General features: G+C 71.4%; 23 protein-coding genes. 18 read left to right on the top strand and 5 right to left on the bottom strand.

Annotated elements, in window-relative coordinates:
• Nucleotides 1-70 precede the first annotated feature (70 nt).
• Nucleotides 71-712 (bottom strand): sugar transferase, encoded by a 642-nt coding sequence (locus tag B9S64_RS15235; protein ID WP_374936088.1) that lies wholly within the window; start codon nt 710-712, stop codon nt 71-73.
• 471 nt (nt 713-1,183) lie between these two features.
• Between B9S64_RS15235 and dnaK the strand changes: the two genes are divergently transcribed.
• The 4 genes from dnaK to B9S64_RS15215 all read left to right on the top strand — a co-directional run bounded on the left by dnaK (nt 1,184) and on the right by B9S64_RS15215 (nt 5,425).
• Nucleotides 1,184-3,037, top strand: coding sequence for a molecular chaperone DnaK (gene dnaK, locus B9S64_RS15230; RefSeq protein WP_103492343.1), 1,854 nt, complete (start codon nt 1,184-1,186; stop codon nt 3,035-3,037).
• Nucleotides 3,034-3,684: a nucleotide exchange factor GrpE gene (grpE, locus tag B9S64_RS15225; protein WP_103492342.1), complete on the top strand. Its 651-nt coding sequence runs from the start codon at nt 3,034-3,036 to the stop codon at nt 3,682-3,684. Before dnaK ends, grpE begins: the two co-directional genes overlap by 4 nt.
• Nucleotides 3,685-3,777: 93 nt before the next feature.
• Nucleotides 3,778-4,977, top strand: a complete 1,200-nt coding sequence (dnaJ, locus tag B9S64_RS15220; protein ID WP_103492341.1) for a molecular chaperone DnaJ — start codon at nt 3,778-3,780, stop codon at nt 4,975-4,977.
• 1 nt (nt 4,978) lies between these two features.
• On the top strand, nt 4,979-5,425 hold the full coding sequence (locus B9S64_RS15215; RefSeq protein ID WP_028442019.1) for a heat shock protein transcriptional repressor HspR: 447 nt from the start codon (nt 4,979-4,981) through the stop codon (nt 5,423-5,425).
• Between the two features lie 32 nt (nt 5,426-5,457).
• On the opposite strand, the gene B9S64_RS15210 is transcribed toward B9S64_RS15215, so the two are convergent.
• Together B9S64_RS15210 and B9S64_RS15205 are read right to left on the bottom strand one after the other, a co-directional pair.
• Entirely contained in the window at nt 5,458-6,327 is an 870-nt protein-coding gene (locus B9S64_RS15210; protein WP_258037940.1) for a helix-turn-helix transcriptional regulator, read from the bottom strand.
• 304 nt (nt 6,328-6,631) lie between these two features.
• Nucleotides 6,632-7,612 (bottom strand): helix-turn-helix transcriptional regulator, encoded by a 981-nt coding sequence (locus B9S64_RS15205; RefSeq protein ID WP_258037939.1) that lies wholly within the window; start codon nt 7,610-7,612, stop codon nt 6,632-6,634.
• Between the two features lie 141 nt (nt 7,613-7,753).
• Between B9S64_RS15205 and B9S64_RS15200 the strand changes: the two genes are divergently transcribed.
• Together B9S64_RS15200 and B9S64_RS15195 are read left to right on the top strand one after the other, a co-directional pair.
• Nucleotides 7,754-8,110 carry a 5'-nucleotidase gene (locus tag B9S64_RS15200; protein ID WP_239085008.1) on the top strand — a complete coding sequence of 119 codons (357 nt, stop codon included), beginning with the start codon at nt 7,754-7,756 and terminating at the stop codon, nt 8,108-8,110.
• Nucleotides 8,107-8,427, top strand: a complete 321-nt coding sequence (locus B9S64_RS15195) for a hypothetical protein (protein WP_028442023.1) — start codon at nt 8,107-8,109, stop codon at nt 8,425-8,427. The genes B9S64_RS15200 and B9S64_RS15195 overlap by 4 nt, the downstream gene beginning before the upstream one ends.
• Before the next feature lie 100 nt (nt 8,428-8,527).
• Here the strand turns inward: B9S64_RS15195 and B9S64_RS15190 are convergent, their stop codons facing one another.
• Nucleotides 8,528-8,929: a pyridoxamine 5'-phosphate oxidase family protein gene (locus B9S64_RS15190; protein ID WP_103492338.1), complete on the bottom strand. Its 402-nt coding sequence runs from the start codon at nt 8,927-8,929 to the stop codon at nt 8,528-8,530.
• Nucleotides 8,930-9,072: 143 nt separating this feature from the next.
• On the opposite strand from B9S64_RS15190, the gene clpB reads away from it, so the two are divergent.
• From clpB to B9S64_RS15175, 3 genes are all read left to right on the top strand, one after another.
• A complete protein-coding gene (clpB, locus tag B9S64_RS15185) occupies nt 9,073-11,721 on the top strand; it encodes an ATP-dependent chaperone ClpB (RefSeq protein WP_103492337.1) in 2,649 nt (882 codons plus the stop codon).
• 501 nt (nt 11,722-12,222) lie between these two features.
• Nucleotides 12,223-13,401, top strand: a complete 1,179-nt coding sequence (locus B9S64_RS15180; protein WP_228867982.1) for an MFS transporter — start codon at nt 12,223-12,225, stop codon at nt 13,399-13,401.
• A 71-nt stretch (nt 13,402-13,472) separates the two neighbouring features.
• Nucleotides 13,473-14,033, top strand: a complete 561-nt coding sequence (locus tag B9S64_RS15175) for a YbjN domain-containing protein (RefSeq protein ID WP_103492335.1) — start codon at nt 13,473-13,475, stop codon at nt 14,031-14,033.
• Between the two features lie 166 nt (nt 14,034-14,199).
• Here the strand turns inward: B9S64_RS15175 and B9S64_RS15170 are convergent, their stop codons facing one another.
• On the bottom strand, nt 14,200-15,387 hold the full coding sequence (locus B9S64_RS15170; RefSeq protein WP_103492334.1) for a pyridoxal phosphate-dependent aminotransferase: 1,188 nt from the start codon (nt 15,385-15,387) through the stop codon (nt 14,200-14,202).
• A 127-nt stretch (nt 15,388-15,514) separates the two neighbouring features.
• On the opposite strand from B9S64_RS15170, the gene B9S64_RS15165 reads away from it, so the two are divergent.
• From B9S64_RS15165 to B9S64_RS15125, 9 genes are all read left to right on the top strand, one after another.
• Nucleotides 15,515-15,811: a hypothetical protein gene (locus B9S64_RS15165; RefSeq protein ID WP_103492333.1), complete on the top strand. Its 297-nt coding sequence runs from the start codon at nt 15,515-15,517 to the stop codon at nt 15,809-15,811.
• A 333-nt stretch (nt 15,812-16,144) separates the two neighbouring features.
• Nucleotides 16,145-16,666 (top strand): DUF2617 family protein, encoded by a 522-nt coding sequence (locus tag B9S64_RS15160; RefSeq protein WP_103492332.1) that lies wholly within the window; start codon nt 16,145-16,147, stop codon nt 16,664-16,666.
• 77 nt (nt 16,667-16,743) lie between these two features.
• The gene (locus B9S64_RS15155) at nt 16,744-18,342 is read left to right on the top strand and encodes a polyamine aminopropyltransferase (protein WP_103492331.1); all 1,599 of its coding nucleotides are present in this window, start codon (nt 16,744-16,746) and stop codon (nt 18,340-18,342) included.
• A gap of 109 nt (nt 18,343-18,451) precedes the next feature.
• Nucleotides 18,452-19,492, top strand: coding sequence for an SRPBCC domain-containing protein (locus B9S64_RS15150; RefSeq protein ID WP_181012358.1), 1,041 nt, complete (start codon nt 18,452-18,454; stop codon nt 19,490-19,492).
• 78 nt (nt 19,493-19,570) lie between these two features.
• Nucleotides 19,571-20,365: an aldose epimerase gene (locus B9S64_RS15145; RefSeq protein WP_103492330.1), complete on the top strand. Its 795-nt coding sequence runs from the start codon at nt 19,571-19,573 to the stop codon at nt 20,363-20,365.
• Between the two features lie 87 nt (nt 20,366-20,452).
• A complete protein-coding gene (pyrE, locus tag B9S64_RS15140; protein ID WP_093527235.1) occupies nt 20,453-20,992 on the top strand; it encodes an orotate phosphoribosyltransferase in 540 nt (179 codons plus the stop codon).
• A gap of 190 nt (nt 20,993-21,182) precedes the next feature.
• Complete coding sequence (gene fbaA / locus B9S64_RS15135; protein WP_031084011.1) at nt 21,183-22,205, top strand: class II fructose-bisphosphate aldolase; 1,023 nt, start codon at nt 21,183-21,185, stop codon at nt 22,203-22,205.
• 88 nt (nt 22,206-22,293) lie between these two features.
• Complete coding sequence (locus tag B9S64_RS15130) at nt 22,294-23,490, top strand: MalY/PatB family protein (RefSeq protein WP_103492329.1); 1,197 nt, start codon at nt 22,294-22,296, stop codon at nt 23,488-23,490.
• 256 nt (nt 23,491-23,746) lie between these two features.
• The gene (locus B9S64_RS15125; protein ID WP_103492328.1) at nt 23,747-25,234 is read left to right on the top strand and encodes an MFS transporter; all 1,488 of its coding nucleotides are present in this window, start codon (nt 23,747-23,749) and stop codon (nt 25,232-25,234) included.

Below are 25,234 nucleotides of genomic sequence, written 5' to 3'. Positions count from 1 at the left end.
GAGGTGGGATCCAGCACGTACAAGTGATTACTAAGCAGTAACTTAATCAGTCTGTGCTGACACTATCCATTTAGTCCACCCCGCTGTAGCCGGGCGGGCGGTGATCTGTGTCGCTCAGGCGTGCCTTGCCCCGGCGGGCTTCACGCAGTTCGGTGCGCAGGTGGATGCGCGCGCTCCGCACGAGGATCGCCAGGTCGAGACCTGTCCCATGATGCTCCGCGTAGTGCGCGTCCAGGAGCGCGGGTTCGTCCCAGGGCATTCCGGAGCGGGCGCGGACCTGGGCCAGGCCGGTCAGTCCGGGGCGCAGTTCCCGCCGCCAGGGGTCGGTCCGCGGGGCGTTCAGCGCAGGGTCGTCGGGGCGCAGGGGCGGCGGACCGACCAGGGAGAGGTCGCCGCGTACGACGTGCGGCAGCCGGGACAGCAGGTCGAGGCGGAACCGCCGGGTGCGCAGCGAGCGCAGCTCGAACGGGCGGCCGCCCATGCCGACGCGGGCCTCGCGCAGGAGCACCGACCCCCGGCCGTGGGGCGCGCGTACGGCCAGGGTCAGGGCGGTGAGCGCGAGGGCGGGCGCGGCCAGGAGGAGCAGGGCCGAGCCGAGCGCCAGGTCCAGGGCCCGCTTCCTGGTCACCGAGGCCGCGCGCCCGGCCAGCGAGACGGCCGTGCGCTCCAGGGCCGCCCGTGCCGGCCCCAGGGTCACCCCTGCCGCCGTCACGCGTGCCAGGGTCTCTCGTACGGCCGTGGCGCGCCCCGGGGCGCGCCACGGCGCCTCCTCCCGCCCGAGGTCCTGCCGTGCGGCCGTGGTGTGTCCCTCGCCGCCCCTTGTCGCCGTCGCGTATGCGGTGGGGCTCTTCGTGCTCCGTACCGTGGTCCGCCTCGCGCTTCGCATCCGCACCTGCCCGGTGGTCCATGGGTGTGCCGTATTTGACCGGCTCGCCGCAATTTGTGACAGAACAATCCCACGGTGCGATGGTGGGTGGGGAGTGTGTGACGCGCGACGCCCTCCGGTGTCGCGGGAAGCGTGCGCCGGGAGCGGGCCGTGTGCGCGGTTCTCCGTGAAAACGCCTGGTGGATGCGGTTACCTGCATTTAAGTTGAGTCCTGCCCGCTCAAGTCCTTTGACTCTGTCGCCGGTGTGATGCATCCTTGAGCCAGATCCACTCAAGTAGTCAGTTGGAGGAATCGAAATGGCACGTGCGGTCGGCATCGACCTGGGCACGACTAACTCCGTCGTCAGCGTTCTCGAAGGCGGCGAGCCCACCGTCATCACCAACGCCGAGGGCGCCAGGACCACGCCGTCCGTCGTCGCCTTCGCGAAGAACGGCGAGGTGCTCGTCGGCGAGGTGGCCAAGCGTCAGGCGGTCACCAACGTCGACAGGACGATCCGTTCGGTCAAGCGCCACATGGGCACGGACTGGAAGATCGAGCTCGACGGCAAGAACTTCAACCCGCAGCAGATGAGCGCCTTCATCCTGCAGAAGCTGAAGCGGGACGCGGAGGCGTACCTGGGCGAGAAGGTCACCGACGCGGTGATCACCGTCCCGGCGTACTTCAACGACTCCGAGCGCCAGGCCACCAAAGAGGCCGGTGAGATCGCGGGTCTGAACGTCCTGCGCATCGTCAACGAGCCGACCGCCGCCGCGCTGGCGTACGGGCTCGACAAGGACGACCAGACGATCCTCGTCTTCGACCTCGGTGGCGGCACCTTCGACGTGTCCCTCCTGGAGATCGGTGACGGCGTCGTCGAGGTGAAGGCCACCAACGGTGACAACCACCTCGGTGGTGACGACTGGGACCAGCGGGTCGTCGACTACCTGGTGAAGCAGTTCGCCAACGGGCACGGCGTGGACCTGTCCAAGGACAAGATGGCTCTCCAGCGTCTCCGCGAGGCCGCGGAGAAGGCGAAGATCGAGCTGTCGTCCTCGACCGAGACCACGATCAACCTGCCCTACATCACGGCGTCCGCCGAGGGCCCGCTGCACCTGGACGAGAAGCTCACGCGCTCGCAGTTCCAGCAGCTCACCGCGGACCTGCTGGAGCGCTGCAAGACCCCGTTCAACAACGTGGTCAAGGACGCGGGCATCCAGCTCACCGAGATCGACCACGTCGTCCTCGTCGGTGGCTCGACCCGTATGCCCGCCGTCGCGGAGCTCGTCAAGGAGCTGACCGGCGGCCGCGAGGCCAACAAGGGCGTCAACCCGGACGAGGTCGTCGCCATCGGCGCCTCGCTCCAGGCGGGTGTCCTCAAGGGCGAGGTCAAGGACGTCCTGCTCCTCGACGTCACCCCGCTGTCCCTCGGTATCGAGACCAAGGGCGGCATCATGACGAAGCTCATCGAGCGCAACACCACGATCCCGACCAAGCGCTCCGAGATCTTCACGACGGCCGAGGACAACCAGCCGTCCGTGCAGATCCAGGTCTACCAGGGCGAGCGCGAGATCGCGGCGTACAACAAGAAGCTCGGGATGTTCGAGCTGACCGGTCTGCCGCCGGCCCCGCGCGGTGTGCCGCAGATCGAGGTCGCCTTCGACATCGACGCCAACGGCATCATGCACGTCGCCGCGAAGGACCTCGGCACCGGCAAGGAGCAGAAGATGACCGTCACCGGCGGCTCCTCGCTGCCGAAGGACGAGGTCAACCGGATGCGTGAGGAGGCCGAGCAGTACGCGGAGGAGGACCACCGCCGCCGCGAGGCCGCCGAGTCGCGCAACCAGGGCGAGCAGCTCGTCTACCAGACGGAGAAGTTCCTCAAGGACAACGAGGACAAGGTCCCCGGTGACGTGAAGACGGAGGTGGAGGCCGCGCTCACCGAGCTGAAGGAGAAGCTCAAGGGCGAGGACACCGCCGAGATCCGCACGGCCACCGAGAAGGTCGCGGCCGTCTCCCAGAAGCTGGGCCAGGCGATGTACGCCGGTGCCCAGGGCGAGGGTGCCACGCCCGGCGCGGACGCCGCGGGTGACGCCCAGGGCAAGGCCGACGACGATGTCGTCGACGCGGAGATCGTGGACGACGAGAAGGACCAGAAGGGCGGTGCGGCGTGACCGAGGAGACTCCGGGCTTCGAAGAGGAGCCCGACGTCCCCTCCGGCACCGGCTCCGACGAAGCCGAGCCGAAGGCCGCCACCCCCTCCGACAAGGAGGAGGCGGCCCCGGCCGGGGACGTGCAGCAGACAGCGGCACTGACGGCTCAGCTGGACCAGGTCCGTACGGCGCTCGGTGAGCGCACGGCAGACCTCCAGCGCCTGCAGGCCGAGTACCAGAACTACCGGCGGCGCGTGGAGCGCGACCGGGTGGCGGTCAAGGAGGTCGCGGTCGCGGGCCTCCTGAGCGAACTGCTCCCCGTGCTCGACGACATCGGCCGGGCACGGGAACACGGCGAGCTCGTCGGCGGCTTCAAGTCGGTGGCCGAGTCCGTGGAGACGGTGGTCGCGAAGCTGGGCCTCCAGCAGTTCGGCAAGGAGGGCGAGCCCTTCGACCCGACGATCCACGAGGCCCTGATGCACAGCTACGCGCCGGACGTCACCGAGACGACCTGCGTGGCGATCCTGCAGCCTGGGTACCGCATCGGGGAACGGACCATCCGCCCCGCGCGGGTGGCCGTGGCCGAGCCGCAGCCGGGCGCCGCGCCCGCGGCGGCCAAGGAAGAGAAAGCGGACGACGAGGAGAGCGGTGGCACCGAGGAGGTCTGACATCAGGTCCGACCACCGCGGTGAACACCGACAGGGCGTGCGGCCGGCCACAGGGCCGGCCGCACGGCCGATCGTCCGGAAGGAGGGACGTCGATGAGCACGAAGGACTTCGTCGAGAAGGACTACTACAAGGTCCTCGGCGTCCCCAAGGACGCCACCGACGCCGAGGTCAAGAAGGCCTACCGGAAGCTCGCCCGCGAGTACCACCCGGACGCCAACAAGGGTGACGCGAAGGCGGAGGAGCGCTTCAAGGAGATCTCCGAGGCCAACGACGTCCTCGGCGACCCCAAGAGGCGCAAGGAGTACGACGAGGCGCGCGCCCTCTTCGGCAACGGAGGCTTCCGGGCGGGTCCCGGCGGCGGGGGCGGCGCGGGCGGCAACTTCAACTTCGACCTGGGTGACCTCTTCGGAGGCGGCGGGGCCCCGCCCGGCGGTGGCCAGGGCGGTGCCGGCGGCTTCGGCGGCGGTGGACTGGGCGACGTCTTCGGCGGCCTGTTCAACCGCGGCGGCGCGGGCACCCGTGTCCAGCCGCGGCGCGGCCAGGACGTCGAGTCCGAGGTGACGCTCAGCTTCACCGAGGCGGTCGACGGGGCCACGGTCCCGCTGCGGATGTCCAGCCAGGCGCCCTGCAAGGCCTGTTCGGGCACCGGCGACAAGAACGGCACCCCCAGGGTCTGCCCGACCTGTGTCGGTACGGGGCAGGTCTCGCGCGGCACCGGCGGCGGGTTCTCGCTCACCGACCCCTGTGTGGACTGCAAGGGCCGCGGGCTCATCGCCCAGGACCCCTGCGAGGTCTGCAAGGGCAGCGGCCGGGCCAAGTCGGCCCGCACGATGCAGGTGAGGATCCCGGCCGGCGTCACCGACGGGCAGCGGATCCGGCTGCGCGGCAAGGGCGGTCCGGGCGAGCGCGGCGGCCCGGCCGGCGACCTCTACGTCGTCGTCCACGTCGACGCCCACCCGGTCTTCGGCCGCAGGGGCGACAACCTCACGGTCACCGTGCCCGTCACCTTCGTGGAGGCGGCGCTCGGCGGCGAGGTGCGGGTGCCCACCCTGGGCGGCCCGCCGGTCACCCTGAAACTGCCCGCGGGCACACCGAACGGGCGTACGATGCGGGCCCGCGGCAAGGGCGCCGTGCGCAAGGACGGCACCCGGGGCGACCTGCTGGTCACGGTCGAGGTGTCCGTACCCAAGGACCTCGGCGCGGACGCACAGGACGCCCTGGAGGCCTTCCGCAAGGCGACCGCGGGGGAGGACCCGCGGGCGGAGCTGTTCCAGGCGGCGAAGGGAGCTTGAGATGGACGGCCGTCGACGTAATCCGTACCAGCTGACCGACGAATCACCGGTGTACGTGATCTCGATCGCGGCCCAGCTCTCCGGCCTGCACCCGCAGACCCTGCGCCAGTACGACCGCCTCGGCCTGGTCTCGCCGGACCGCACGGCCGGGCGCGGCCGGCGCTACTCGGCCCGCGACATCGAACTGCTGCGCACCGTCCAGCAGTTGTCGCAGGACGAGGGCATCAACCTCGCGGGCATCAAGCGCATCATCGAGCTGGAGAACCAGGTCGCCGCGCTCCAGCAGCGCGTCGCCGAGCTCTCGGCGGCGGTGGACGGCGCGGCCGTGGCCATGCAGCAGCGCGAGGCCCAGGTGCACGCCTCCTACCGCCGGGACCTGGTGCCCTACCAGGACGTGCAGCAGACGAGCGCCCTGGTGGTCTGGCGGCCCAAGCGGCAGGCGGACTGACCGCGTTCGGCGCCTCGGGCCCGCCCCGGAGTTCAGGCTCCGGCGGCGGGCCTTCGCGTCGTCTCCCCGGCTTCGGTGCCCGCGACACCGGACCGGACGAGCAGCGCGCCCAGATGGGTGCGGCTGCGGGCGTCGAGGGTCTGCATGAGCTTGGAGATGTGCGCGCGGCAGGTGCGGACGCTGATGCCCAGCTTGCGGGCCACCACGTCGTCGACGTCGCCCTCGGCCAGGAGCCGGGCGACGCTCTGCTGGACGGCGGTCACCGGAAGGCCGGGGACCGTCGCCGGCAACTGCCGGGTGAGCGGGGTGGCCTGCGCCCAGAGGACCTCGTAGACCTGGGTCAGATAGGCGACGAGCGCCGGGTGCCGGATCTCCAGGGCGGCGTCCCGTGAGGGGGTCGCCGGGACGTAGGCGACGGCACGGTCGAAGATGATGAGCCGGTCGACGGTCTGCTCGACAGTCCGCACCTGGAGGCGGTCGGCGGGCACCTGGGCCAGGTAGTCCTTCAGACCGGGGCTGTAGCGCGCCGGGTGCTGGTAGAGGTGGCGCAGCCGGGCGCCCGAGGCGATCGCGGTGCGGGCGTTCTCCAGGCCCTGGCGCATGTTGTGGGTGAGCCGGTTGCCTCCCGGCTGTGCGGTCAGGACCTCCTCCTTGGCGTGGGTGGAGGCCTCCCGGAGCACGGAGATGATCAGCGAGCGCCCTTCGAGCACGGTGATCGCGAGGTTGGGGTCCTCGTCCGCGACCCTCGCCAGTGGCGCCAGCGCCCCGGCCAGCGCGGCCGTCAGCCGTATCCGCTCGTCTATCTCCCGGGTGATGGGCTGCAGCAGGTGGGCCAGCGCGGAGGACGGCGGGACCGGGCGCAGCCACGCGGCGTCGCCCGGGTCGGGCTGGACGAGGGCCATGTCCAGCAGACACGGGGCCGAGGCCAGGGCGGCGCGGGGCAGACGGCCCGCGCGCAGCGCCTCCTCGTACAGGCGGATCGCCGGGTCGCACAGCTCGCGGTTGCTGTGTGTGTGCGCCGGTTTTGCCCTGTCCGCGTGAATTTGGGACCCCCCACTTTTTGCAGTGCAACAAGATGACGGTGGTGGAAGCCTAGCCGCGGGAGGATCGTGGGGCCTGCCGTGGGAGCGGGGAACTCCTCCGGCGCTTCCACGGCGAGGCCGTGTCCCTCCCCCGGCGCGGCGGCGTCCGGTGGCGGGACCCCGGTCACTCCTGGTTCAGGATTCCCGACTGCGCGATCAGGTAGCCGAGTTGGGCCCGGCTGTTGCTGCCGAGCGCCGCGTTCAGTTTGGCCACGTGCGCGCGGCAGGTGCGGACGTTCATTCCGAGGCGGCGTGCGATCGAGTCGTCCACATGCCCTTCGACGAGGAGTTGGGCAATCGAGCGCTGAACTCCGCTGATGCCGAGGGGAGTCGGTTGGTACTTCACTTCCTCCAGCAGCGGCGCGGCGCGCGCCCACAGCTGCTCGAATACCTTGACGAGATATTCGACCAGGCCCGAATGGCGGAGTTCCAGAGCGATTTGGCGGTCGTCCGTGGCGGGAATGAACGCGACGGTGCGGTCGAAGATGATGAGGCGCTCGATGAGTTCTTCGAGTGTGCGGATTTCCACGTTCTCGTCGGCGATGCGTTCCGCGTACGCGAGTGTGCCGGGGCTGTGCCGCACGGTGTGCTGATAGAGCGTACGGAGGCGTACTCCGCGGTGCACGACCGACAGTCCGCGCTCCAGGGCCTCGCTGAGGCGGTCCTCGCTGCGGCCGCCGCCGGGCTGGACGGTGAGCACCTCGGTCCGGCACTCTGCCGTGGCGAGGTCCAGGGCGGCGTTGATCCGGTTGGCGCCTTCCAGGACGGTGATGGCGTGGGTGGTCGGCGGGTCCTGGGCGCTGATGTCCATGAACGGCTCGAAGGACTCCGTGAGCAGCACGGATCGCCGCCGGCGGTCCTGGATCTCCCGTTCGAGCGGGTGCAGGTGTTTGGCCAGCGCCGCGGACGGCGGGACCGGACGGAGCCATTCCGCGTCGTCCGGATCGGGGTGCAGCAGGGCGAAGTCGATGAGGCACGGAGCCGTCGCCGCCTCGGAGCGGGCGATGCGGCCGGAGCGAAGCGCGCTGGCGTACAGACGGCCCCCTTCGTCACACAGTTCGGTGATCCCGTGAGGATGTGTCGGCTTTATGTAGCTTGTGGTCATATCTCCACCCCCCAGGTTCCTGAACATTCAGGAACATGATGCATCGACTCGGTGGTGTTCGAGTGCCTGGGTGAGACATCGTCTTTGGTGCGGGGGACGAAGAATCCACAAGTGAGGACGAAGCCGACTATGTATAAGCGAATGCTTCGCTCGGCGCTTGCCGCCTCGTTCGTTGCAGCCCTGGGCATTGGACTGGCGGGCGGGGGCGACATCGCCTGGGGCGGGGAGGCCGCAGCGGTACCGGGTGACATCGCCTGGAGTGCCGAGGCCGCAGGTGTGCCGGGTGACATCGCGTGGGGCGCCCAGTCCGGCGACATCGCCTGGAACGTCCGCGCCGTGTCCGCGTCGGACGACATCGCGTGGAGCGCCAAGCCCGGTGACATCGCGTGGGGCGCCAAGTCCGGTGACATCGCATGGGGCGCGCAGTCCGGTGACATCGCCTGGGGTGCCCAGTCCGGTGACATCGCCTGGTCCACTCCGGCCGGCTCGGTCGCATGACCACCCCGCCGGACGACCGTACCTTCCGCCGCGAGATGGCGACGGCGTACCGGTCAGGGTGGCACTTCATCGATCTGCTCACGGCGCTGACGCGTCAGGGCGATTCGTTGATGGTCACCCTGTTCGGAGAGCCGATCGTCGTCGTGATGGAGGCCGAGGACGACATCCGCGCCTACCGGTGCCTCCGTCGGCCCCGGGGTGCCCCGCAACCGGTCCGCTGTGCCGTGAGGTACGGCATGATCTTCGTCAATCTCGATCAGCGCGACCACGAGCTGTTCGAACAAGAAGCCATTTCCGCCACCCCCCGCAGCGCCTGAACGATTCCCCCGTCGTTCCATGTCGTTCAGGCGCTTCCCCCACACAACGGCGCCATCGTGACCTGAACACGATGGCGCCGTTGTGCTGCCCCGGGGCGGTTCAGCCCCTGCCGAGCGCCCGGTCCACGGCGATCTCGATGACCACCCGGTGCGGGTTGTGCGCCGGAGTGCGTTCGTACCGCGCCGCGTAGCGCCGTACCGCGTCCTCGACCTGCTCGGGCTCCGTACGGATCACCGCGCGCCCCTCCAGCGTCGCCCAGCGGCGCCCCTGCGTCTGGCAGACCGCGACCCGTGCCCCGTCCGGGCCGGCCGCCAGGACGTGGGCCACCTTCCTGCTCTTCCCGCTCGTGATGACCCGGGCCGTCCGGGTGTCCGGGTCGTAGGTCACGCCGACCGGCACCACGTGCGGGGTCCCGTCCGGGCGGAGCGTGGTCAGGGTGCACACATGGCGCTCCCGCCAGAAGGCGAGGTAGTCGGGTCCGGGGTTGCGTACGTCAGGCATGGGGTCAGCCTAGAGAGAGGGGCTCCGGCGACCGCGGGGTGGCGGCGTTTCAAGCTTGAGTGGACTAGACTCAACTTTGTACCCGTTGACCGAGTCACAGTTCTCCGGAGCACCCGTTCCCGTACAAGGAGGAGACAGCGCCCGTGGACGCCGAGCTGACCAACAAGAGCAGGGACGCCCTCAACGCGGCCACCAGCAGGGCCGTCAAGGACGGACACCCCGACCTGACCTCCGGCCATCTGCTGCTGGCGCTGCTCGCGGGCGAGGACAACGCGAACGTCACCGACCTGCTGGCCGCCGTCGAGGCCGACCAGGTGGCCGTACGCGAGGAGACGGAGCGGTTCCTCGGCTCGCTGCCCAGCGTCACCGGGTCGACCGTCGGGCCGCCCCAGCCCAGCCGTGACCTGCTCGCCGTCCTCGCCGACGCCGACCAGCGCGCGAAGGAGCTGGGCGACGACTACCTCTCCACCGAGCACCTGCTGATCGCCGTCGCGGCGCGGGGCGGCCGCGCCGGTGAGATCCTCCAGGCACAGGGAGCCAGTGCCGAGAAGCTGCTGGACGCGTTCGAGAAGAGCAGGGGAGGGCGCCGGGTGACCACTCCCGACCCCGAGGGGCAGTACAAGGCCCTGGAGAAGTTCGGCACCGACTTCACCGCCGCCGCGCGCGAGGGCAAGCTCGACCCGGTCATCGGCCGGGACCAGGAGATCCGCCGCGTGGTGCAGGTGCTCTCCCGCCGGACGAAGAACAACCCCGTGCTCATCGGTGAGCCCGGCGTCGGCAAGACGGCCGTGGTGGAGGGCCTCGCCCAGCGCATCGTCAAGGGCGACGTGCCGGAGTCCCTGCGCAACAAGCGGCTCGTCTCGCTGGACCTCGGCGCGATGGTCGCGGGCGCCAAGTACCGCGGTGAGTTCGAGGAGCGGCTCAAGACCGTCCTCTCCGAGATCAAGGAGAGCGACGGCCAGATCATCACCTTCATCGACGAGCTGCACACCGTGGTCGGGGCGGGCGCCGGCGGCGACTCCGCGATGGACGCGGGCAACATGCTCAAGCCGATGCTCGCCCGCGGTGAGCTGCGCATGGTCGGCGCCACCACGCTCGACGAGTACCGCGAGCGCATCGAGAAGGACCCGGCGCTGGAACGCCGCTTCCAGCAGGTCCTGGTCGCCGAGCCGTCCGTCGAGGACACCATCGCGATCCTGCGCGGACTCAAGGGCCGCTACGAGGCCCACCACAAGGTCCAGATCGCGGACTCCGCGCTGGTGGCCGCGGCGACGCTCTCCGACCGTTACATCACCTCGCGCTTCCTCCCCGACAAGGCCATCGACCTGGTGGACGAGGCGGCGTCCCGGCTCCGTATGGAGATCGACTCCTCCCCGCTGGAGATCGACGAGCTCCAGCGTGCCGTGGACCGGCTGCACATGGAGGAGCTGGCCCTCAAGAACGAGACCGACGAAGGGTCCAAGCAGCGCCTGGAGAAGATCCGCCGCGACCTCGCCGACAAGGAGGAGGAGCTGCGCGGTCTCACCGCCCGCTGGGAGAAGGAGAAGCAGGGCCTCAACCGGGTCGGTGAGCTGAAGGAGCGCCTCGACGACCTGCGGGGCCAGGCCGAACGCGCCCAGCGCGACGGGGACTTCGACACCGCCTCCAAGCTCTTGTACGGGGAGATCCCCGGGCTGGAACGGGAGCTGGCCGAGGCCGACGAGGCCGAGCAGGAAGCGGCCAGGGACACCATGGTCAAGGACGAGGTCGGCCCGGACGACATCGCGGACGTCGTGGGCGCCTGGACCGGGATCCCCGCGGGACGGCTCCTGGAGGGCGAGACCCAGAAGCTGCTGCGGATGGAGACGGAGCTGGGCCGGCGGCTGATCGGCCAGACCGAGGCCGTGCGGGCCGTGTCCGACGCCGTGCGGCGCACCCGGGCCGGGATCGCCGACCCGGACCGGCCGACCGGTTCCTTCCTCTTCCTCGGCCCGACCGGGGTCGGCAAGACCGAGCTGGCCAAGGCGCTGGCGGACTTCCTGTTCGACGACGAGCGGGCCATGATCCGCATCGACATGAGCGAGTACGGCGAGAAGCACAGCGTCGCCCGCCTCGTCGGCGCCCCGCCCGGATACGTCGGCTACGAGGAGGGCGGCCAGCTCACGGAGGCGGTCCGCCGCCGCCCGTACAGCGTCGTCCTGCTGGACGAGGTGGAGAAGGCCCACCCCGAGGTCTTCGACATCCTGCTCCAGGTGCTCGACGACGGGCGGCTCACCGACGGGCAGGGACGGACGGTGGACTTCCGCAACACCATCCTGGTGCTGACGTCGAACCTCGGCAGCCAGTTCCTGGTGGACCCGCTGACGGAGCCGGAGGTGAAGAAGGAACGGGTGCTGGAGGTCGTCCGGGCCTCGTTCAAGCCGGAGTTCCTCAACCGGCTCGACGACCTGGTCGTCTTCTCGGCCCTGTCCGGCGACGAGCTGGCCCACATCGCGGGCCTCCAGGTGGACCGCCTCGCCGACCGCCTGGCCGACCGGCGGATCAGCCTCGACGTCACACCGGAGGCGCTGGCCTGGCTGGCGGAGGAGGGCAACGACCCGGCCTACGGCGCCCGGCCGCTGCGCCGGCTCATCCAGACGGCGATCGGTGACCGGCTCGCCAAGGAGATCCTCGCGGGCGAGATCAAGGACGGGGACACGGTGCGGGTGGACCGCGCCGGGGACGGCCTGATCGTGGGGTCGGCGTCGGGGGCCTCGTCGTCGGCGGAGTCAGGAACGGCGGCCGCGTCCGGCTCCGGGGCGAAGACGCTGTAGCCCGGGGCGAAGACGCTGTAGCCCGTCGGCGGGCCGTGTGTCCGCCGTGCTGTCCCCGGCCCGGAAGCTGGACGTCCGGGCCGGGGACAGCTGTGTGTACGGCGGGAGGTGGGCGTCCCGGGGCGCCGGGGGCGCGCGCCGGGGCTGGCGAAGCGTGCATCTGACACCGATGTCTGGCGGTCCGGCCGGGGGAGCGCCCGCGAAATCGCGCCGAAAATCTCCATTGTGTGGCTGAATGCCGGGTGCTCCGGGCGCGATTTGTATCGCAGCTATACATACCCGTGCCCACGCATTCAAGGGTGCCGACTCGCCTCGGACCGGCCGAATTCCGTTCAATACCGGGACACTCCGGGCCCCCTTTCCGGAGATGTCACGAGGGTTTAGGGCGAATTCGCCAGCCGGTAGGCTGCGCGCATGACGGAACGGAAACCTGATGAGATAAGTCCCGACTCGGAAGATTGCAAAAGAGACAATCTCATTCGCCTCGGTGAATTCCGTACCTTGTGGACGGCATATGCCCAGTCGGTCCTCGGTGACCAGCTGGCCCGAGTGGCACTCTCGCTGCTGGTCTTCGAACGCACCGAGTCGGCGGGCTGGACCGCGGCGACCTATGCCCTGACGACCCTGCCCGCCCTGCTGTCCGGGGTCCTCCTGTCCGGACTCGCGGACCGGTTCCCCCGGCGCACGGTCATGGTCGGATGCGATCTGGTGCGTGCCGTCATCGTCGGCCTGATGGCCCTGCCCGGGACGCCCCTCCCGCTGCTCGCCGGTCTTCTGGTGCTCGCGCAGCTCGCCGAGGCGCCCTTCGGCGCCGCCCAGGGAGCCCTGCTGCCCAGCGTGCTCGGCGCGCACCGCTACGAGCGCGGCCAGCGGGTCATGCTGATCACCCATCAGGCCGGGCAGCTGGTCGGCTTCGCCGGTGGCGGTGTGCTGGTCGTGTGGCTGGGCAGCCATGTCTCCCTGGGACTGAACGCGGCGACCTTCCTGCTCTCCGCGGCGCTCATCCGGTTCGGTGTGAAGGCGCGGCCCGTCGAGGGCGCGGCCACCGGACAGAAGCGGGTGCACCTCCAGGTCCGCAGCGCGGTCGCGCTCATCTGGGCGGACCCGAGGCTGCGTTCACTGGTCGCCCTGGGCTGGCTGGCCGGTTTCATCGTCCTTCCGGAGGGCCTGGCGGCCCCCTTCGCCGAGGAGGCCGGCGGTGGCGGGGCCTCGGTCGGACTGCTGCTGGCCGCGCACCCGGCGGGCATGGTGGTGGGCGCCGCCGTGCTGGGCCGGACGGGCGTCGGGGACGACCGGCGGCGCAGGCTGCTGGGGCCGCTGGCGATCGGCGCGAACCTGCCGCTGGTCTTCTACTGGGCGGGTCCCGGCGTCGGGGCGGCGGTGCTGCTGCTGATGCTGTCGGGCGTGTGCTCGGCGTACCAGATCACCGCCGGAGCCACCTTTGTCCTCCTCACGCCGGTGGACCAGCGCGGACAGGCGCTGGGGCTGGCGCGATCGGGGCTGATCGCCATGCAGGGCATCGGGGTCGCCTCGGGCGGGGTGATCACGGAGCTCTCCGGGTCGTCGGCGGCCACCATCGCCGGGGCGGGACTGCTGGGTACGCTCTGCGCGGTCCTGGTCGCGGTCGGCTGGGCGCGGGCCCGTGACACCGGCACGGGGACGATTCCCCTGAGGGCGTAGGACTGCCGACCGCCGATCGCGGCTAGGGTCGGGAGCAGGAAACCACGAGCGATCCACAGGAGTACCCAGCGATGTCTATCGACCCGTCCTCGATCCCCAGCTTCGGGGGCCAGCCCGAGCCGCAGCCGACGGCACCCGAGGGCCCCGTCGTCCCGGACCAGGACCTCGTCAAGCAGCTTCTCGAGCAGATGGAGCTGAAGTACGTCGTCGATGACGAGGGCGACCTCGCCGCGCCGTGGGAGGAGTTCCGCACGTACTTCATGTTCCGCGGCGAGGCGGAGCAGCAGGTCTTCTCGGTCCGTACGTTCTACGACCGCCCGCACGCGGCGGACCAGCGCGCCGTCCTGCTGGACGCGATCGACGACTGGAACCGCCGCACCCTGTGGCCCAAGGTCTACACGCACTCCCACGAGGGCGAGGAGGGCGCTGCCGCCTCCGTCCGCCTGATCGGTGAGGCGCAGATGCTCATCGGCACCGGCGTCAGCCTGGAGCACTTCGTCTCCTCGACGGTCAGCTGGGTCCGCGCCTCGATCGAGTTCGACAAGTGGCTCGTGGAGCGCCTGGGGCTGGAGCCCGCGGAGAAGAAGTCCGAGACCGGCGACGCGGGCACGGAGCAGACCCCGGAGGCCTGATCCGGCACCGCGGCGCGAGCCCGGCCGGGGCGGCGGTGGTCCTCAGGACCACGGCCCCCGACCGGGCTCGCCGCCGTCCGGGACCCTGGCGCGCGCGGGGCCGGCCCACCGGTGCGCGCGTACGTGCACGGGGCGGCGCGTACGTTCACCGGGGCGGCTCGCGGGCTCACCGCCCGGTGGCCGCCAGGGTCTTCAGGCGGGCGACCGCCTCCTCCAGGACGTCCATCCGCTTGCAGAACGCGAAGCGCACGAAGGGCGCGCCCTGTTCGTGGTGGTCGTAGAAGACCGCGTTCGGGACGGCGACCACCCCGCACCGCTCCGGCAGCGCGCGGCAGAACGCGACCCCGTCCCGCTCGCCCCCCAGCGGACGGATGTCGGTGGTGACGAAGTACGTCCCGGCGGGCCGGTGCACCCCGAACCCGGCGTCCGCGAGCCCGTCGCTCAGCAGGTCCCGCCTGGCGCGCAGTCCGTCGCGCAACTCGTCGTAGAAGGAGTCCGGCAGCCGCAGCGCCTCGGCGACCGCGTACTGGAGCGGGCCGCCGGAGACGTACGTCAGGAACTGCTTGGCGGACTTCACCGCGTTCACCAGCTCCGGGCTCGCGGTGATCCAGCCGATCTTCCAGCCGGTGAACGAGAACGTCTTGCCGGCGCTGCTGATGGTGACCGTGCGCTCGCGCATGCCCGGGAAGGAGGCGAGCGGGATGTGCTCCCCTTCGAACACCAGGTGCTCGTAGACCTCGTCGGTGACCACCAGCAGATCGCGTTCGAGGGCCAGCTCGGCGATCGCGGCCAGCTCCTCGCGGGTGAGGACGGTGCCGGTGGGGTTGTGCGGGGTGTTCAGGAGGATCAGGCGGGTGCGGGGGGTCACGGCGGCGCGGAGTTCGTCCAGGTCGAGGCGGAAGGCGCCGCCGTCGGGCCGGAGCGTGACGGGCACCCGGGTGCCGCCCGCCATGGCGACGCAGGCGGCGTAGGAGTCGTAGTAGGGCTCCAGGGCGATGACCTCGTCCCCGGGCTCCACGAGGGCCAGCAGGGTGGCGGCGATGGCCTCCGTCGCACCCGCGGTGACCAGGACCTCGCTGTCCGGGTCGTACGTCAGCGCGTAGTGGCGCCGCTGGTGTCCGGCGATCGCGGTGCGCAGTTCCGGGACCCCCGGTCCGGGCGGGTACTGGTTCCCGTGGCCGGCCCGCAGGGCCCGTACGGCGGCCTCGCGGATCTCCTCGGGGCCGTCGGTGTCGGGGAAGCCCTGGCCGAGGTTGATGGAGCCGGTCCGCACGGCCAGTGCCGACATCTCGGCGAAGATCGTCGTGCCGAACGCGGCGAGGCGGCGGTTGAGCAGCGGTCGTCCCTGTGTCATGGGCGCCATCCTGGGCCGAAGCTCTGGAGTTGCTCAAGTGGGCTTTGGTCCGCAGGGGCCGCGGGAATGTGCCGGGCACACAGGAGCGGGGACCTCGCTTCGGGGGAGAAGAAGGATGGGGGGTCCGATGGAACCGATCGTCATCATCGTGTGCGTCGCGCTCGTGGTCCTGGGGATCACGACGTTCGCCTCACGGGCGGCACGCCGCCCGGCGAAGTACCCGGCCGGGCGTGGCGGCCGTCGCAGGGGGCGCGGTGGCTTCGACGGGGCGGGTGGCTCCGACGGCGGGTCCGGTGGTTCCGGCGGCAGTTGGTGGGCCGGGGACAGCGGATCGCACGACGGCTCGCATCACGGGGGCCACTCGTGCGGAGGCGGCGGCCACTCCTGCGGGGGCGGGGGATGCGGTGGCGGAGGCGGTGACTGACCGCGCGCCTTCGGAAGGCGCGGGGGTACGGCCCTGAGGTGCCCGGTGGCGCAACTGCCGCCGGGCACCTTTCTGTTGGCCGGGGCCGGGTTCCGCACGCCCCGTCGGGGCTCTTCGGGAACAGATGAACCGGTCTGCCCCCGAGGGGATGGAAACCGTGGTGAGTTGGCCAAAAAAGCTGCGAGTGTCGCTTACTTCATGATTTCCTCGTTGTAAAGAACATTCAGCCCCCGGAGCCCAGTTGGGCCGGTTCGGGCGTCTCCCATTCCCCCACGTGCGCGGCGCCGGGGGCACCCCCTGTCCATGTTCCACAGTGTGTGCGGAGCCGATCCAATGCTCACGACCCTCCAGACCTCCTATTCCGACACCCGTGCCGCCGACCTCGCCTGGGCGCTGGGCCGTGAGCCACTGCCCGCCCTCGCCGTACTCGATCTCCAACTGGCGGGCGCCACACTTCAGATGAGGCTGCTGGGCGCCTCCCACCAAGTGCTGCTGGAGGAGGAGCGGGGCTCCTGTTCCGAGACGGTCGCCTGCATGCCGGGCAGCAGCACCCCTCTGCCCCTCGGGGTCGCCAAGCGGCTCGGTGACTGGGAGTACGAGTTCGCGGCGCGCGTCGAGACGCTCTCCGAGGGCTCGTTCGCCGGGCGCGCCCAGGAGTTGCTCGCCCTGGTCGCCGACCATCCGCACGGCCTCGCCGGGACGTTCCCCGGCAGTCCGCACGCGTTCACCGCGATGCTGGCCCAGCGCACGGAGGGGCAGGTGCGGTGGCGGACCTGGCACGCGTACCCGCAGGAGGGCCAGTTGGTCGTGACCCGGACCCGGGTCGGTGTCCGGACGCCGGCGCCGGTGTCGTGACCGTGTCGGCGCCGGTGCGTCACTTGCACCCGTGTGGGTGACAAACCGCGACGGCGTCGTGACGTAGCGTTTCTTTCATGATCGACCAGCAGATGTCGCTGCGAGGGGACGCGGCGCGGCTGCCCGTACGGCCGCGGACCGGCCGGTTCCTGGTGTTGGCCGTGGTGTTCGTCTGTGCCGCCTGCGGTCTGGTGTACGAGCTGGAGCTGGTGGCGCTCGCCTCCTATCTGATCGGGGACTCGGTCACCCAGGCCTCCGTGGTGCTCTCCGTGATGGTGTTCGCGATGGGCATCGGCTCCCTTCTCGCGAAACGTTTACGCGGCCGGGCGGCGGTCGGATTCGGCCTGCTCGAAGCCGCTCTCGCCCTGATCGGCGGGACCTCGGCGCTGGTGCTGTACGCCTCGTTCGCCTGGCTCGGGGAGTCGCGGTACGCGCTGGTCGGGTTCTCGCTCGCCATCGGTGTCCTCATCGGCGCGGAGATCCCGCTGCTGATGACGCTGATCCAGCGCGTCGACCGGCAGGACGCGGGTGGTGCGGTCGCCGATCTCTTCGCCGCCGACTACGTGGGCGCGCTGGTGGGCGGGCTCGCCTTCCCGTTCCTGCTGCTGCCGGTGATGGGCCAGCTCACCGGCGCGCTGGTCACCGGCGCCGTCAACGCGGCGGCGGGCGGGGCGCTGGTGCTGTGGGTGTTCCGGCGCGACCTGGACCGCCGCTCCCGCTGGGTGCTGATCACGGTCAACGTGACGGTGATCGCCCTGCTGGCCACGGCGACGGTCCTGGTCGACGACTTCGAGCGGGCGGCGCGGCGCGCGGTCTACGGCGAGGGCGTGCGGGTCGCCGTGCAGACCGGGGTGCAGGAGGTCGTCCTCACCGGGGCGGGCCGGGACTCCCTCGACCTCTATCTGGACGGCCGGCTGCGGGTCAGCTCGCGGGACGAGCACCGCTACCACGAGGCGCTGGTGCATCCGGCCATGGCGGGCCGGCACGCGCGGGTGCTGATCCTGGGCGGGGGCGACGGGCTGGCCGCGCGCGAGGTGCTGCGCTATCCGGACGTCGAGTCGGTCCTGGTCGTGGAGCTCGATCCCGCCGTCACCCGGTTGGCCCGTACGGACCCGGCGCTGTCCGGGCTCAACGCGCACGTCTACGACGACCCACGGCTCACGGCCGTCACCGGGGACGCGTTCACCTGGCTGCGCGCCCCGCACGGACGGTACGACGTGGTGGTCTCGGACCTGCCGGACCCCGGGATCACGGCCAGCACCAAGCTGTACTCGGCGGAGTTCTACGGCCTGGTCGTGGCCGCCCTGGAGCCGGGCGGGCGGCTGGTGGTGCACGCGGGACCGCTCGGCAGCAGGCCCGCGACGTTCTGGACGGTGGAGGCGTCGATGCGGGCGGGCGGCCTCTCCACCCGCCCGTACAGCGTCGAGGGGCGGCTCGACGGCTTCGCCGCGGGCCCGGACCGGTCCAGGGACGCCACCAGGTCCCCGCAGGACTGGGGGTTCGTGCTGGCCGGCCGTGATCCGGTGGAGCGGCTGCGGCTGGACCCGGGCTCCCCGGGACTGCGGTCGCTGGGGGAGCGGGAGCTGCTGGCGGCCGGGCGCTCGGCGGAGCGGGTCCGGCAGCGGGAGCCCCTGCCCTCGACGCTGGTGCACCCGCGGTACTGGGAGGAGCCGTGAGCGGGGAGGCGTGTGCCCGGTGTCCGCACGGGGCGGGGCGTCGAGGTTGTCGGGAAGCGGGGTGGGGAAGCGCTGACGGGACGGCTGCGGCTGAGTAGGCTCGGTGGGTATGGAGCATGAGGTGTTCGTTCCGGTTCCGGTCGCGTCCCTTCGGCGGACGCTGAGTGATCCCGCCCGCGTCGCCCGGTGCGTCCCGGGGTTCCAGCAGGACGCGGACGTCGCGTCGAGCCCCCTGGCGGGCCGGCTGAAGGTGCGGATCGGCAGTCACACGATCACCTACCGGGGGGCGCTGACCCTGCGGGCCACCGACGGTGGCGAGACGTTCTCGGTGGCGGGCGACGGCGTGGAGGCCCGGGGCACCGGCTCGGCGAAGCTGGCCCTGATCATGAGCCTCGTGCCGACGGACGGCGGTACGACCATCGGGTTCGCGGGGACGGCGAGCGGTGACGGCCGCATCGTGGACCTGGAGCAGACGGCGGCACTCGCCGCGTCCCACCGGCTGCTGGACCGCTTTACGCGGCAACTGGTGACGGAGTCCCTGGCATCGGGGGAGGCGGGCGAGGCGGCGGAGCCGTCTCCGGGCGACCAGGCGTCTTCCTCGGCCGGGCAGCCCGAGTCCGGGCAGCCCGAGGCCGGGGCGTCCGAGGCCGGGGCGTCCGGCGCGGTACCCGACGACGCGGCCTCCTCGTCCGAGGACGGATCTCCCGCCGAGCGTTCTGGAGGGACTGCGGCGTCGGACGAGGCCGAGCCCTCGTCCGAGAGCGCGCCTGGCGACGGCGATGCGGCGTCCTCCGAGCCCGCCCCGCCCGCCGATCCGGATCTGTCCGGTGACTCGGGCACCACGGGCGGGAAGCCCGGCACGGAATCCGTGTTCGACGCACCCGTGCCGCCGTCGTCGCTCGACCCCTCCGAGGAGCTGGACTTCACCGTGCCGGACGAGCCGCCGGCCGAGGCCGCGCACGCCCGCCGCACGATGATCGGCCGCAGCACGGAGGAGGTGGACCACGCCCCGCCGCGCGGCCGGTACGCCCCCGTACCGTCGCCCGAATCGGGCGTCGCGGGCATCACCCTGCGCTGGATCGCTCCGGCGGCCGCTCTGGCGATCGCCTCGGCCGTGGTCGTCGGCCGGGCCCTGCGGCGACGCCGTTGACGGTGAGGACAGGGGCGCGGGGGCGTCGAGGGCCGGTGGCGGCGAGAAGGGCGTTCTCCGCGCCAGTAGTGTCATAGCGTGAGCAGAGCTACGAAGAGCGTCCGGCTGACCGCCGGTGACGCCGAGTTGACCGTTGACCCCGTCCACGGCTGCCGGATCAGCAGCTTCCGGATCGGCGGCACCGAACTGCTGCGCCAGGGCGAGCGCTACGGCTGCTTCCCGATGGTGCCGTGGTGCGGCCGCATCGAGAACGGCCGGTTCCGCAACGGTGACGAGCTCCACCAGATGCCGCTGAACTCCCCGCCCCACGCCATCCACGGCACCGGCCGCGACACCGCCTGGCAGCCCGCCCGGCAGGGCGAGGCGGAAGCGGCCTTCTTCTACGACCTGGCCGACCCGTGGCCGTACGAGGGCCGGGTGACCCAGACCTTCGAGCTGACCGAGGACGCGTTGACGCTCCGCCTCGGTGTCGAGACGTACGGGGACTCCTTCCCGGCCCAGGCCGGGTGGCACCCCTGGTTCCTCCGTAACACCGGTGGGCAGGACGTGCGTATCGACTTCGAGGCCGCGTGGCAGGAGGAGCGTGGCGAGGACCACCTGCCGACCGGCCGCCGGATCGAACCCCGGCCGGGCCCCTGGGACGACTGCTTCGGGATGCCGGACGGCGTCGCGGTGACGCTCACCTGGCCCGAGCAGCTGGAGCTCACGGTGAAGAGCAGGAACGAATGGGTCGTGATCTACGACGAGCAGGACGAGGCCGTCTGTGTGGAACCCCAGTCAGGGCCGCCGAACGGGCTGAACACCGACCCCCGGCTGGTCACCCCGATCGAACCGCTGGAGATCGCGACCACCTGGAGCTGGACCCGGCTCTGAAGCGCTCGCGCCCCGCGCCCCCGCACCCATGGAGTCCGGCGGGACCGCGGGGAAGGGGCGGTGCCGCCAGCGCTTACCCTCGTGAGCATGACTGACGTACGTACTGAGCTGCTCCAGCAGATCAAGGACAAGGCCGTGGTGCACGGCAAGGTGACCCTCTCCTCGGGGCTGGAAGCCGATTGGTACATCGACCTGCGCCGGATCACGCTGGACGGCCAGGCCGCGCCGATGGTCGGACAGGTGATGCTCGACGCCACCGCCGAGCTGGACTACGACTGCGTCGGCGGTCTCACCCTGGGCGCCGACCCGGTCGCCACGTCGATGCTGCACGCCTCCGCGGCGCGCGGGAAGAGCCTGGACGCGTTCGTCGTCCGCAAGGCCCAGAAGGCCCACGGGATGCAGCGCCGCATCGAGGGCACCGACGTCAAGGGGCGCCGCTGCCTCGTCGTCGAGGACACCTCGACGACCGGTGGATCGCCGCTGACCGCGGTCGAGGCGGTGCGCGAGGCCGGTGGAGAGGTCGTCGCGGTCGCCGTGATCGTGGAGCGGGGAGCCGCGCCGGCCGTCGCCGAGGCCGGTCTGCCCTATGTGCAGGTGTACTCGGTGGCCGACCTCGGCCTGGCCTGACCTGCGCGTTTCCCGAGGGGCGGAGGGTTTCACGTGAAACCCTCCGCCCCTCGGGCGCGCTCGCCCCGCATCCGGTGGCCACGGCGGGGTGGAGCCTGAGCGGGAGTCTGGAAGGATGGGGGGTGACGATGACGTCGCCCCCCAGGTCAGGGACCAGCACGCACACCCGCACATCCCAAGGAGCGGACAGATGCCCATCGCAACCCCCGAGGTCTACGCCGAGATGCTCGACCGGGCGAAGGCAGGCAAGTTCGCCTACCCGGCCATCAATGTGACGTCGACCCAGACCCTGCACGCTGCGCTGCGCGGCTTCGCGGAGGCGGAGAGCGACGGCATCGTCCAGATCTCCACCGGTGGGGCCGAGTTCCTGGGCGGCCAGTACAACAAGGACATGGTCACGGGCGCGGTCGCCCTGGCCGAGTTCGCGCACGTCGTCGCCGCCAAGTACGACATCACGGTCGCCCTGCACACCGACCACTGCCCCAAGGACAAGCTGGACGGTTACGTCCGTCCGCTGCTCGACGTCTCCGCGGAGCGCGTCGCCAAGGGCCAGAACCCGCTGTTCCAGTCCCACATGTGGGACGGTTCGGCCGAGACCCTCGCCGACAACCTGGCCATCGGCCAGGAGCTGCTCGCGAAGGCCGCCGCCGCCAAGATCATCCTTGAGGTCGAGATCACCCCGACCGGCGGCGAGGAGGACGGCGTCACCCACGAGATCAACGACGAGCTGTACACGACCGTCGACGACGCGCTGCGCACCGCCGAGGCGCTCGGCCTGGGCGAGAAGGGCCGCTACCTGCTGGCGGCGTCCTTCGGCAACGTCCACGGCGTCTACAAGCCGGGCAACGTCGTCCTGCGTCCGGAGCTCCTCAAGGACCTCCAGGAGGGCGTCGGCGCGAAGTACGGCAAGACGTCGCCGTTCGACTTCGTCTTCCACGGCGGCTCCGGCTCCACGGCCGAGGAGATCGCCACCGCGTTGGAGAACGGCGTCGTGAAGATGAACCTCGACACCGACACCCAGTACGCCTTCACCCGCCCGATCGTGGACCACATGTTCCGCAACTACGACGGCGTGCTGAAGGTCGACGGCGAGGTCGGCAACAAGAAGGTCTACGACCCGCGTAGCTGGGGCAAGTCCGCCGAGGCGGGCATGGCCGCGCGTGTCACCGAGGCGTGCGCGAACCTGCGCTCCACGGGCACCAAGCTGAAGTAAGCACCCACGCAGGACGTCACGGGCCCGGTGTCCCCCCTCGTGGGGAAGCCGGGCCCGTGGTGCGTCCGGACGACCTGAGGGAACCGCTGTGAGTACGTCTGCGCGCTACGACTTCGACACCGTCATCGACCGCCGGGGCACCTGGTGCGTCCAGTGGGACGGGGTCGCCGACCGGTTCGGGGTGGACGGGCTGCTGCCGTTCACCATCTCCGACATGGACTTCGCGACCGCGCCCGAGGTGCTGACCGCGCTGCGCGCCCGGCTCGACCACGGGGTCCTCGGCTACACCACCTGGCAGCAGGACGACTTCCGGTCGGCCGTCGCGCACTGGTACGCGACCCGGTACTCCACCGAGGTGGACACCGGCCGGCTGGTCTACGGGCCGTCCGTGCTCAGCCAGCTCTCACAGCTGCTCCAGATGTGGACGGCCGAGGGGGACGGTGTCGTCGTCCACACCCCCACGTACGACGGGTTCCGCAAGGCGGTCACCGGGCTCGGGCGGGAGCTGCGCGGCGTACCGCTGGGGGACACCGAGGCTCTGGAACGGGAGCTGGCGCGGGCGGACGCCAAGGTGTTCGTGCTGTGCTCGCCGCACAACCCGACGGGGCGGGTGTGGACGGAGGACGAACTGCGGGAGATGGACGCGCTCGCCCGGCGCCACGGGGTCGCGGTGATCAGCGACGAGATCCACGCGGACTTCGTGCACGACGGGTACCGGCACGTGCCGTGGACGCGGATCGGGGGCGACGGGCGCTGGGCGGTGATCACGTCCGGGTCGAAGGCGTTCAACTTCCCGGCGCTGACGGGGTCGTACGGCTTCATCGGTGACCCGGCGGACCGGGCGGAGTTCCTGCGCCGCATGGAGACGGCCGAGGGGCTCGCCTCCCCTGCGGTGCTGTCGCTGACCGCGCACATCGCGGCGTACCGGGAGGGCGCGGCGTGGCTGGACGCGGCCCGGTCGTACGTCGCGGGGAACCTTGCACTGATCGCCGAGCGGCTGAACGGGGCGTTCCCGGAGCTGGCGTGGGAGCCGCCGCAGGCGGGCTATCTGGCGTGGATCGATCTGCGGCCGCTGGGTGTGGGCGTGGGGGCCGGTGCGGATGGTGGGGGCGGTGTGGACGACGAGGTGTTGCAGCGGGTGCTGATCGAGCGGGAGAAGGTCGCGATCATGCCGGGGGCGGTGTACGGGGCGCCGGGGTTTCTGCGGCTGAACGCGGGGTGTCCTCGGAGCAAGGTGGTGGCGGGGGTGGAGGCGTTGGTGCGGGGGGTGGGGGCGGTGCGGTAGGGGGGGCGCCTGCGGCTAGCTGTTCCCCTCCCCGCCCCTTCCCGGAACCGTGGGCTTCGCCCCCGGGCCCCCTTTGTCCTCAAGCGCCGGACGGGCTGGGGTTGGCCGGACGGGCTGGGGTTGGGGGCTCTGCCCCTCGCCCCCGCTCCTCAAGCGCCGGAGGGGCTGGATTGGCCGGGCCGGAAATTGGCCAGGTGGGAAGGGGGCAGGCCTGGGTGGGGATGCCGGGTTGGTGGGGGGCGGGGATGCTGCTCGTATGGATGGTGTCGCGGACGGTGACGGGATCCGGGTCGGGTCGGCCACCGGGCGGTGGGTGATTCTGGCGACCGTGCTGGGCTCGAGCATGGCCATGCTCGACTCCACCGTGGTCAACGTCGCCCTGCCCCGGATCGGCCGGGACCTCGGTACCGATCTCGCCGCGCTCCAGTGGACCGTCAACGCCTACATGCTCACCCTGGCCGGGCTGATCCTGCTTGGGGGTGCGCTCGGGGACCGGTTCGGGCGGCGGCGGGTGTTCGTCGTCGGGATCGTCTGGTTCGCCGTGGCCTCCCTGTGCTGCGGGCTGGCGCCGAACGCGGCCGTCCTCGTCGGGGCCCGCGCGCTCCAGGGCATGGGCGGGGCCCTGCTCACCCCCGGTTCGCTGGCGCTCATCCAGGCGAGCTTCCACGAGGACGACCGGGCCCGCGCGGTCGGACTCTGGTCGGGGCTCGGCGGGGTCGGGTCGGCGATCGGGCCGTTCGTCGGGGGCTGGCTCGTGGACGGGCCGGGCTGGCGGTGGGTGTTCCTGCTCAACCTGCCGCTCGCCGCGATCTGCGTGCCCGTCGCCCTGCACCACGTACCGGAGTCCCGGGACCCGGCGGCACACGGGCGCTTCGACGTGCGGGGGGCGGTGTTCGCCGCTCTCGCCCTCGCCCTGGTCACCTACGCCCTGATCGAGATCCCGGCGCAGGGCGCGTCGGCGGTCGTCGTCGGGGCGGTGGTCGCCGGGGTGCTGCTCGGCGCCGCCTTCGTACGGCTGGAGCGGCGGCTGGCCGATCCGATGGTTCCGCCGTCGATCTTCTCGTCCCGGCAGTTCACCGCGGTCAACGTCGTCACCTTCTGCGTGTACGCGGCGCTCGGCGGCTTCTTCTTCCTCTCCGCGATCCAGCTCCAGGTCGTCGCCGGCTACTCGGCGCTGGGCGCGGGCACGGCCCTGCTGCCCACGACGGTGCTGATGCTGCTCTTCTCCGCGTCCGCCGGGGACCTCGGCCGGCGCATCGGGCCCCGTGTCCCGCTGACCGTGGGGCCGCTGCTGGCCGCCACCGGGATGCTGCTGATGCTGCGGGTCGGCCCGGCCGCCTCCTACGTACGGGACGTGCTGCCCGCCGTGCTGGTGCTGGGCACCGGCATGGTGATCCTGGTGGCCCCGCTCACCGCGAGCGTGCTGGCCGCAGTGGACACCGCGCGGGCCGGGCTCGCCAGCGGGATCAACAACGCGGCGGCCCGTGCCGCCGGGCTGCTCGCGGTGGCGGCGCTGCCGCTGCTGGCCGGGATGGGGCCGGAGGCGTACCGGGACGCCGGGGAGTTCGCCTCGACGTTCCGGCGGGCGATGCCCATGTGCGCCGGGCTGCTCGTCGCGGGCTCGGTCATCGCCTGGTGGACCGTACGGGCGCCGCTGACACCGGAACCCCGGCCCGCGTGCGCCACGCACTGCGGGGTCTCGGCCCCGCCCTTGGAGCCGGAACGCGGATCCAGGCACACTTGA

The organism is Streptomyces sp. SM18 (assembly GCF_002910775.2).
GTDB classification, from domain to species: domain Bacteria; phylum Actinomycetota; class Actinomycetes; order Streptomycetales; family Streptomycetaceae; genus Streptomyces; species Streptomyces halstedii.
This window is presented reverse-complemented; position numbering and strand designations above follow the sequence as displayed.

What these genes read in the sequence shown, in the direction of transcription:
- dnaK (WP_103492343.1), top strand. Translation starts at nt 1,184, where the DNA reads ATGGCACGTGCGGTCGGCATCGACCTGGGCACGACTAACTCCGTCGTC.
- dnaJ (WP_103492341.1), top strand. Translation starts at nt 3,778, where the DNA reads ATGAGCACGAAGGACTTCGTCGAGAAGGACTACTACAAGGTCCTCGGC.
- B9S64_RS15215 (WP_028442019.1), top strand. Translation starts at nt 4,979, where the DNA reads ATGGACGGCCGTCGACGTAATCCGTACCAGCTGACCGACGAATCACCG.
- B9S64_RS15210 (WP_258037940.1), bottom strand. Translation starts at nt 6,327, where the DNA reads ATGGCCCTCGTCCAGCCCGACCCGGGCGACGCCGCGTGGCTGCGCCCG.
- B9S64_RS15205 (WP_258037939.1), bottom strand. Translation starts at nt 7,612, where the DNA reads ATGACCACAAGCTACATAAAGCCGACACATCCTCACGGGATCACCGAA.
- B9S64_RS15200 (WP_239085008.1), top strand. Translation starts at nt 7,754, where the DNA reads ATGCTTCGCTCGGCGCTTGCCGCCTCGTTCGTTGCAGCCCTGGGCATT.
- B9S64_RS15195 (WP_028442023.1), top strand. Translation starts at nt 8,107, where the DNA reads ATGACCACCCCGCCGGACGACCGTACCTTCCGCCGCGAGATGGCGACG.
- B9S64_RS15190 (WP_103492338.1), bottom strand. Translation starts at nt 8,929, where the DNA reads ATGCCTGACGTACGCAACCCCGGACCCGACTACCTCGCCTTCTGGCGG.
- B9S64_RS15175 (WP_103492335.1), top strand. Translation starts at nt 13,473, where the DNA reads ATGTCTATCGACCCGTCCTCGATCCCCAGCTTCGGGGGCCAGCCCGAG.
- B9S64_RS15170 (WP_103492334.1), bottom strand. Translation starts at nt 15,387, where the DNA reads ATGACACAGGGACGACCGCTGCTCAACCGCCGCCTCGCCGCGTTCGGC.
- B9S64_RS15165 (WP_103492333.1), top strand. Translation starts at nt 15,515, where the DNA reads ATGGAACCGATCGTCATCATCGTGTGCGTCGCGCTCGTGGTCCTGGGG.
- B9S64_RS15160 (WP_103492332.1), top strand. Translation starts at nt 16,145, where the DNA reads ATGCTCACGACCCTCCAGACCTCCTATTCCGACACCCGTGCCGCCGAC.
- B9S64_RS15155 (WP_103492331.1), top strand. Translation starts at nt 16,744, where the DNA reads ATGATCGACCAGCAGATGTCGCTGCGAGGGGACGCGGCGCGGCTGCCC.
- B9S64_RS15150 (WP_181012358.1), top strand. Translation starts at nt 18,452, where the DNA reads ATGGAGCATGAGGTGTTCGTTCCGGTTCCGGTCGCGTCCCTTCGGCGG.
- pyrE (WP_093527235.1), top strand. Translation starts at nt 20,453, where the DNA reads ATGACTGACGTACGTACTGAGCTGCTCCAGCAGATCAAGGACAAGGCC.
- fbaA (WP_031084011.1), top strand. Translation starts at nt 21,183, where the DNA reads ATGCCCATCGCAACCCCCGAGGTCTACGCCGAGATGCTCGACCGGGCG.
- B9S64_RS15125 (WP_103492328.1), top strand. Translation starts at nt 23,747, where the DNA reads ATGGATGGTGTCGCGGACGGTGACGGGATCCGGGTCGGGTCGGCCACC.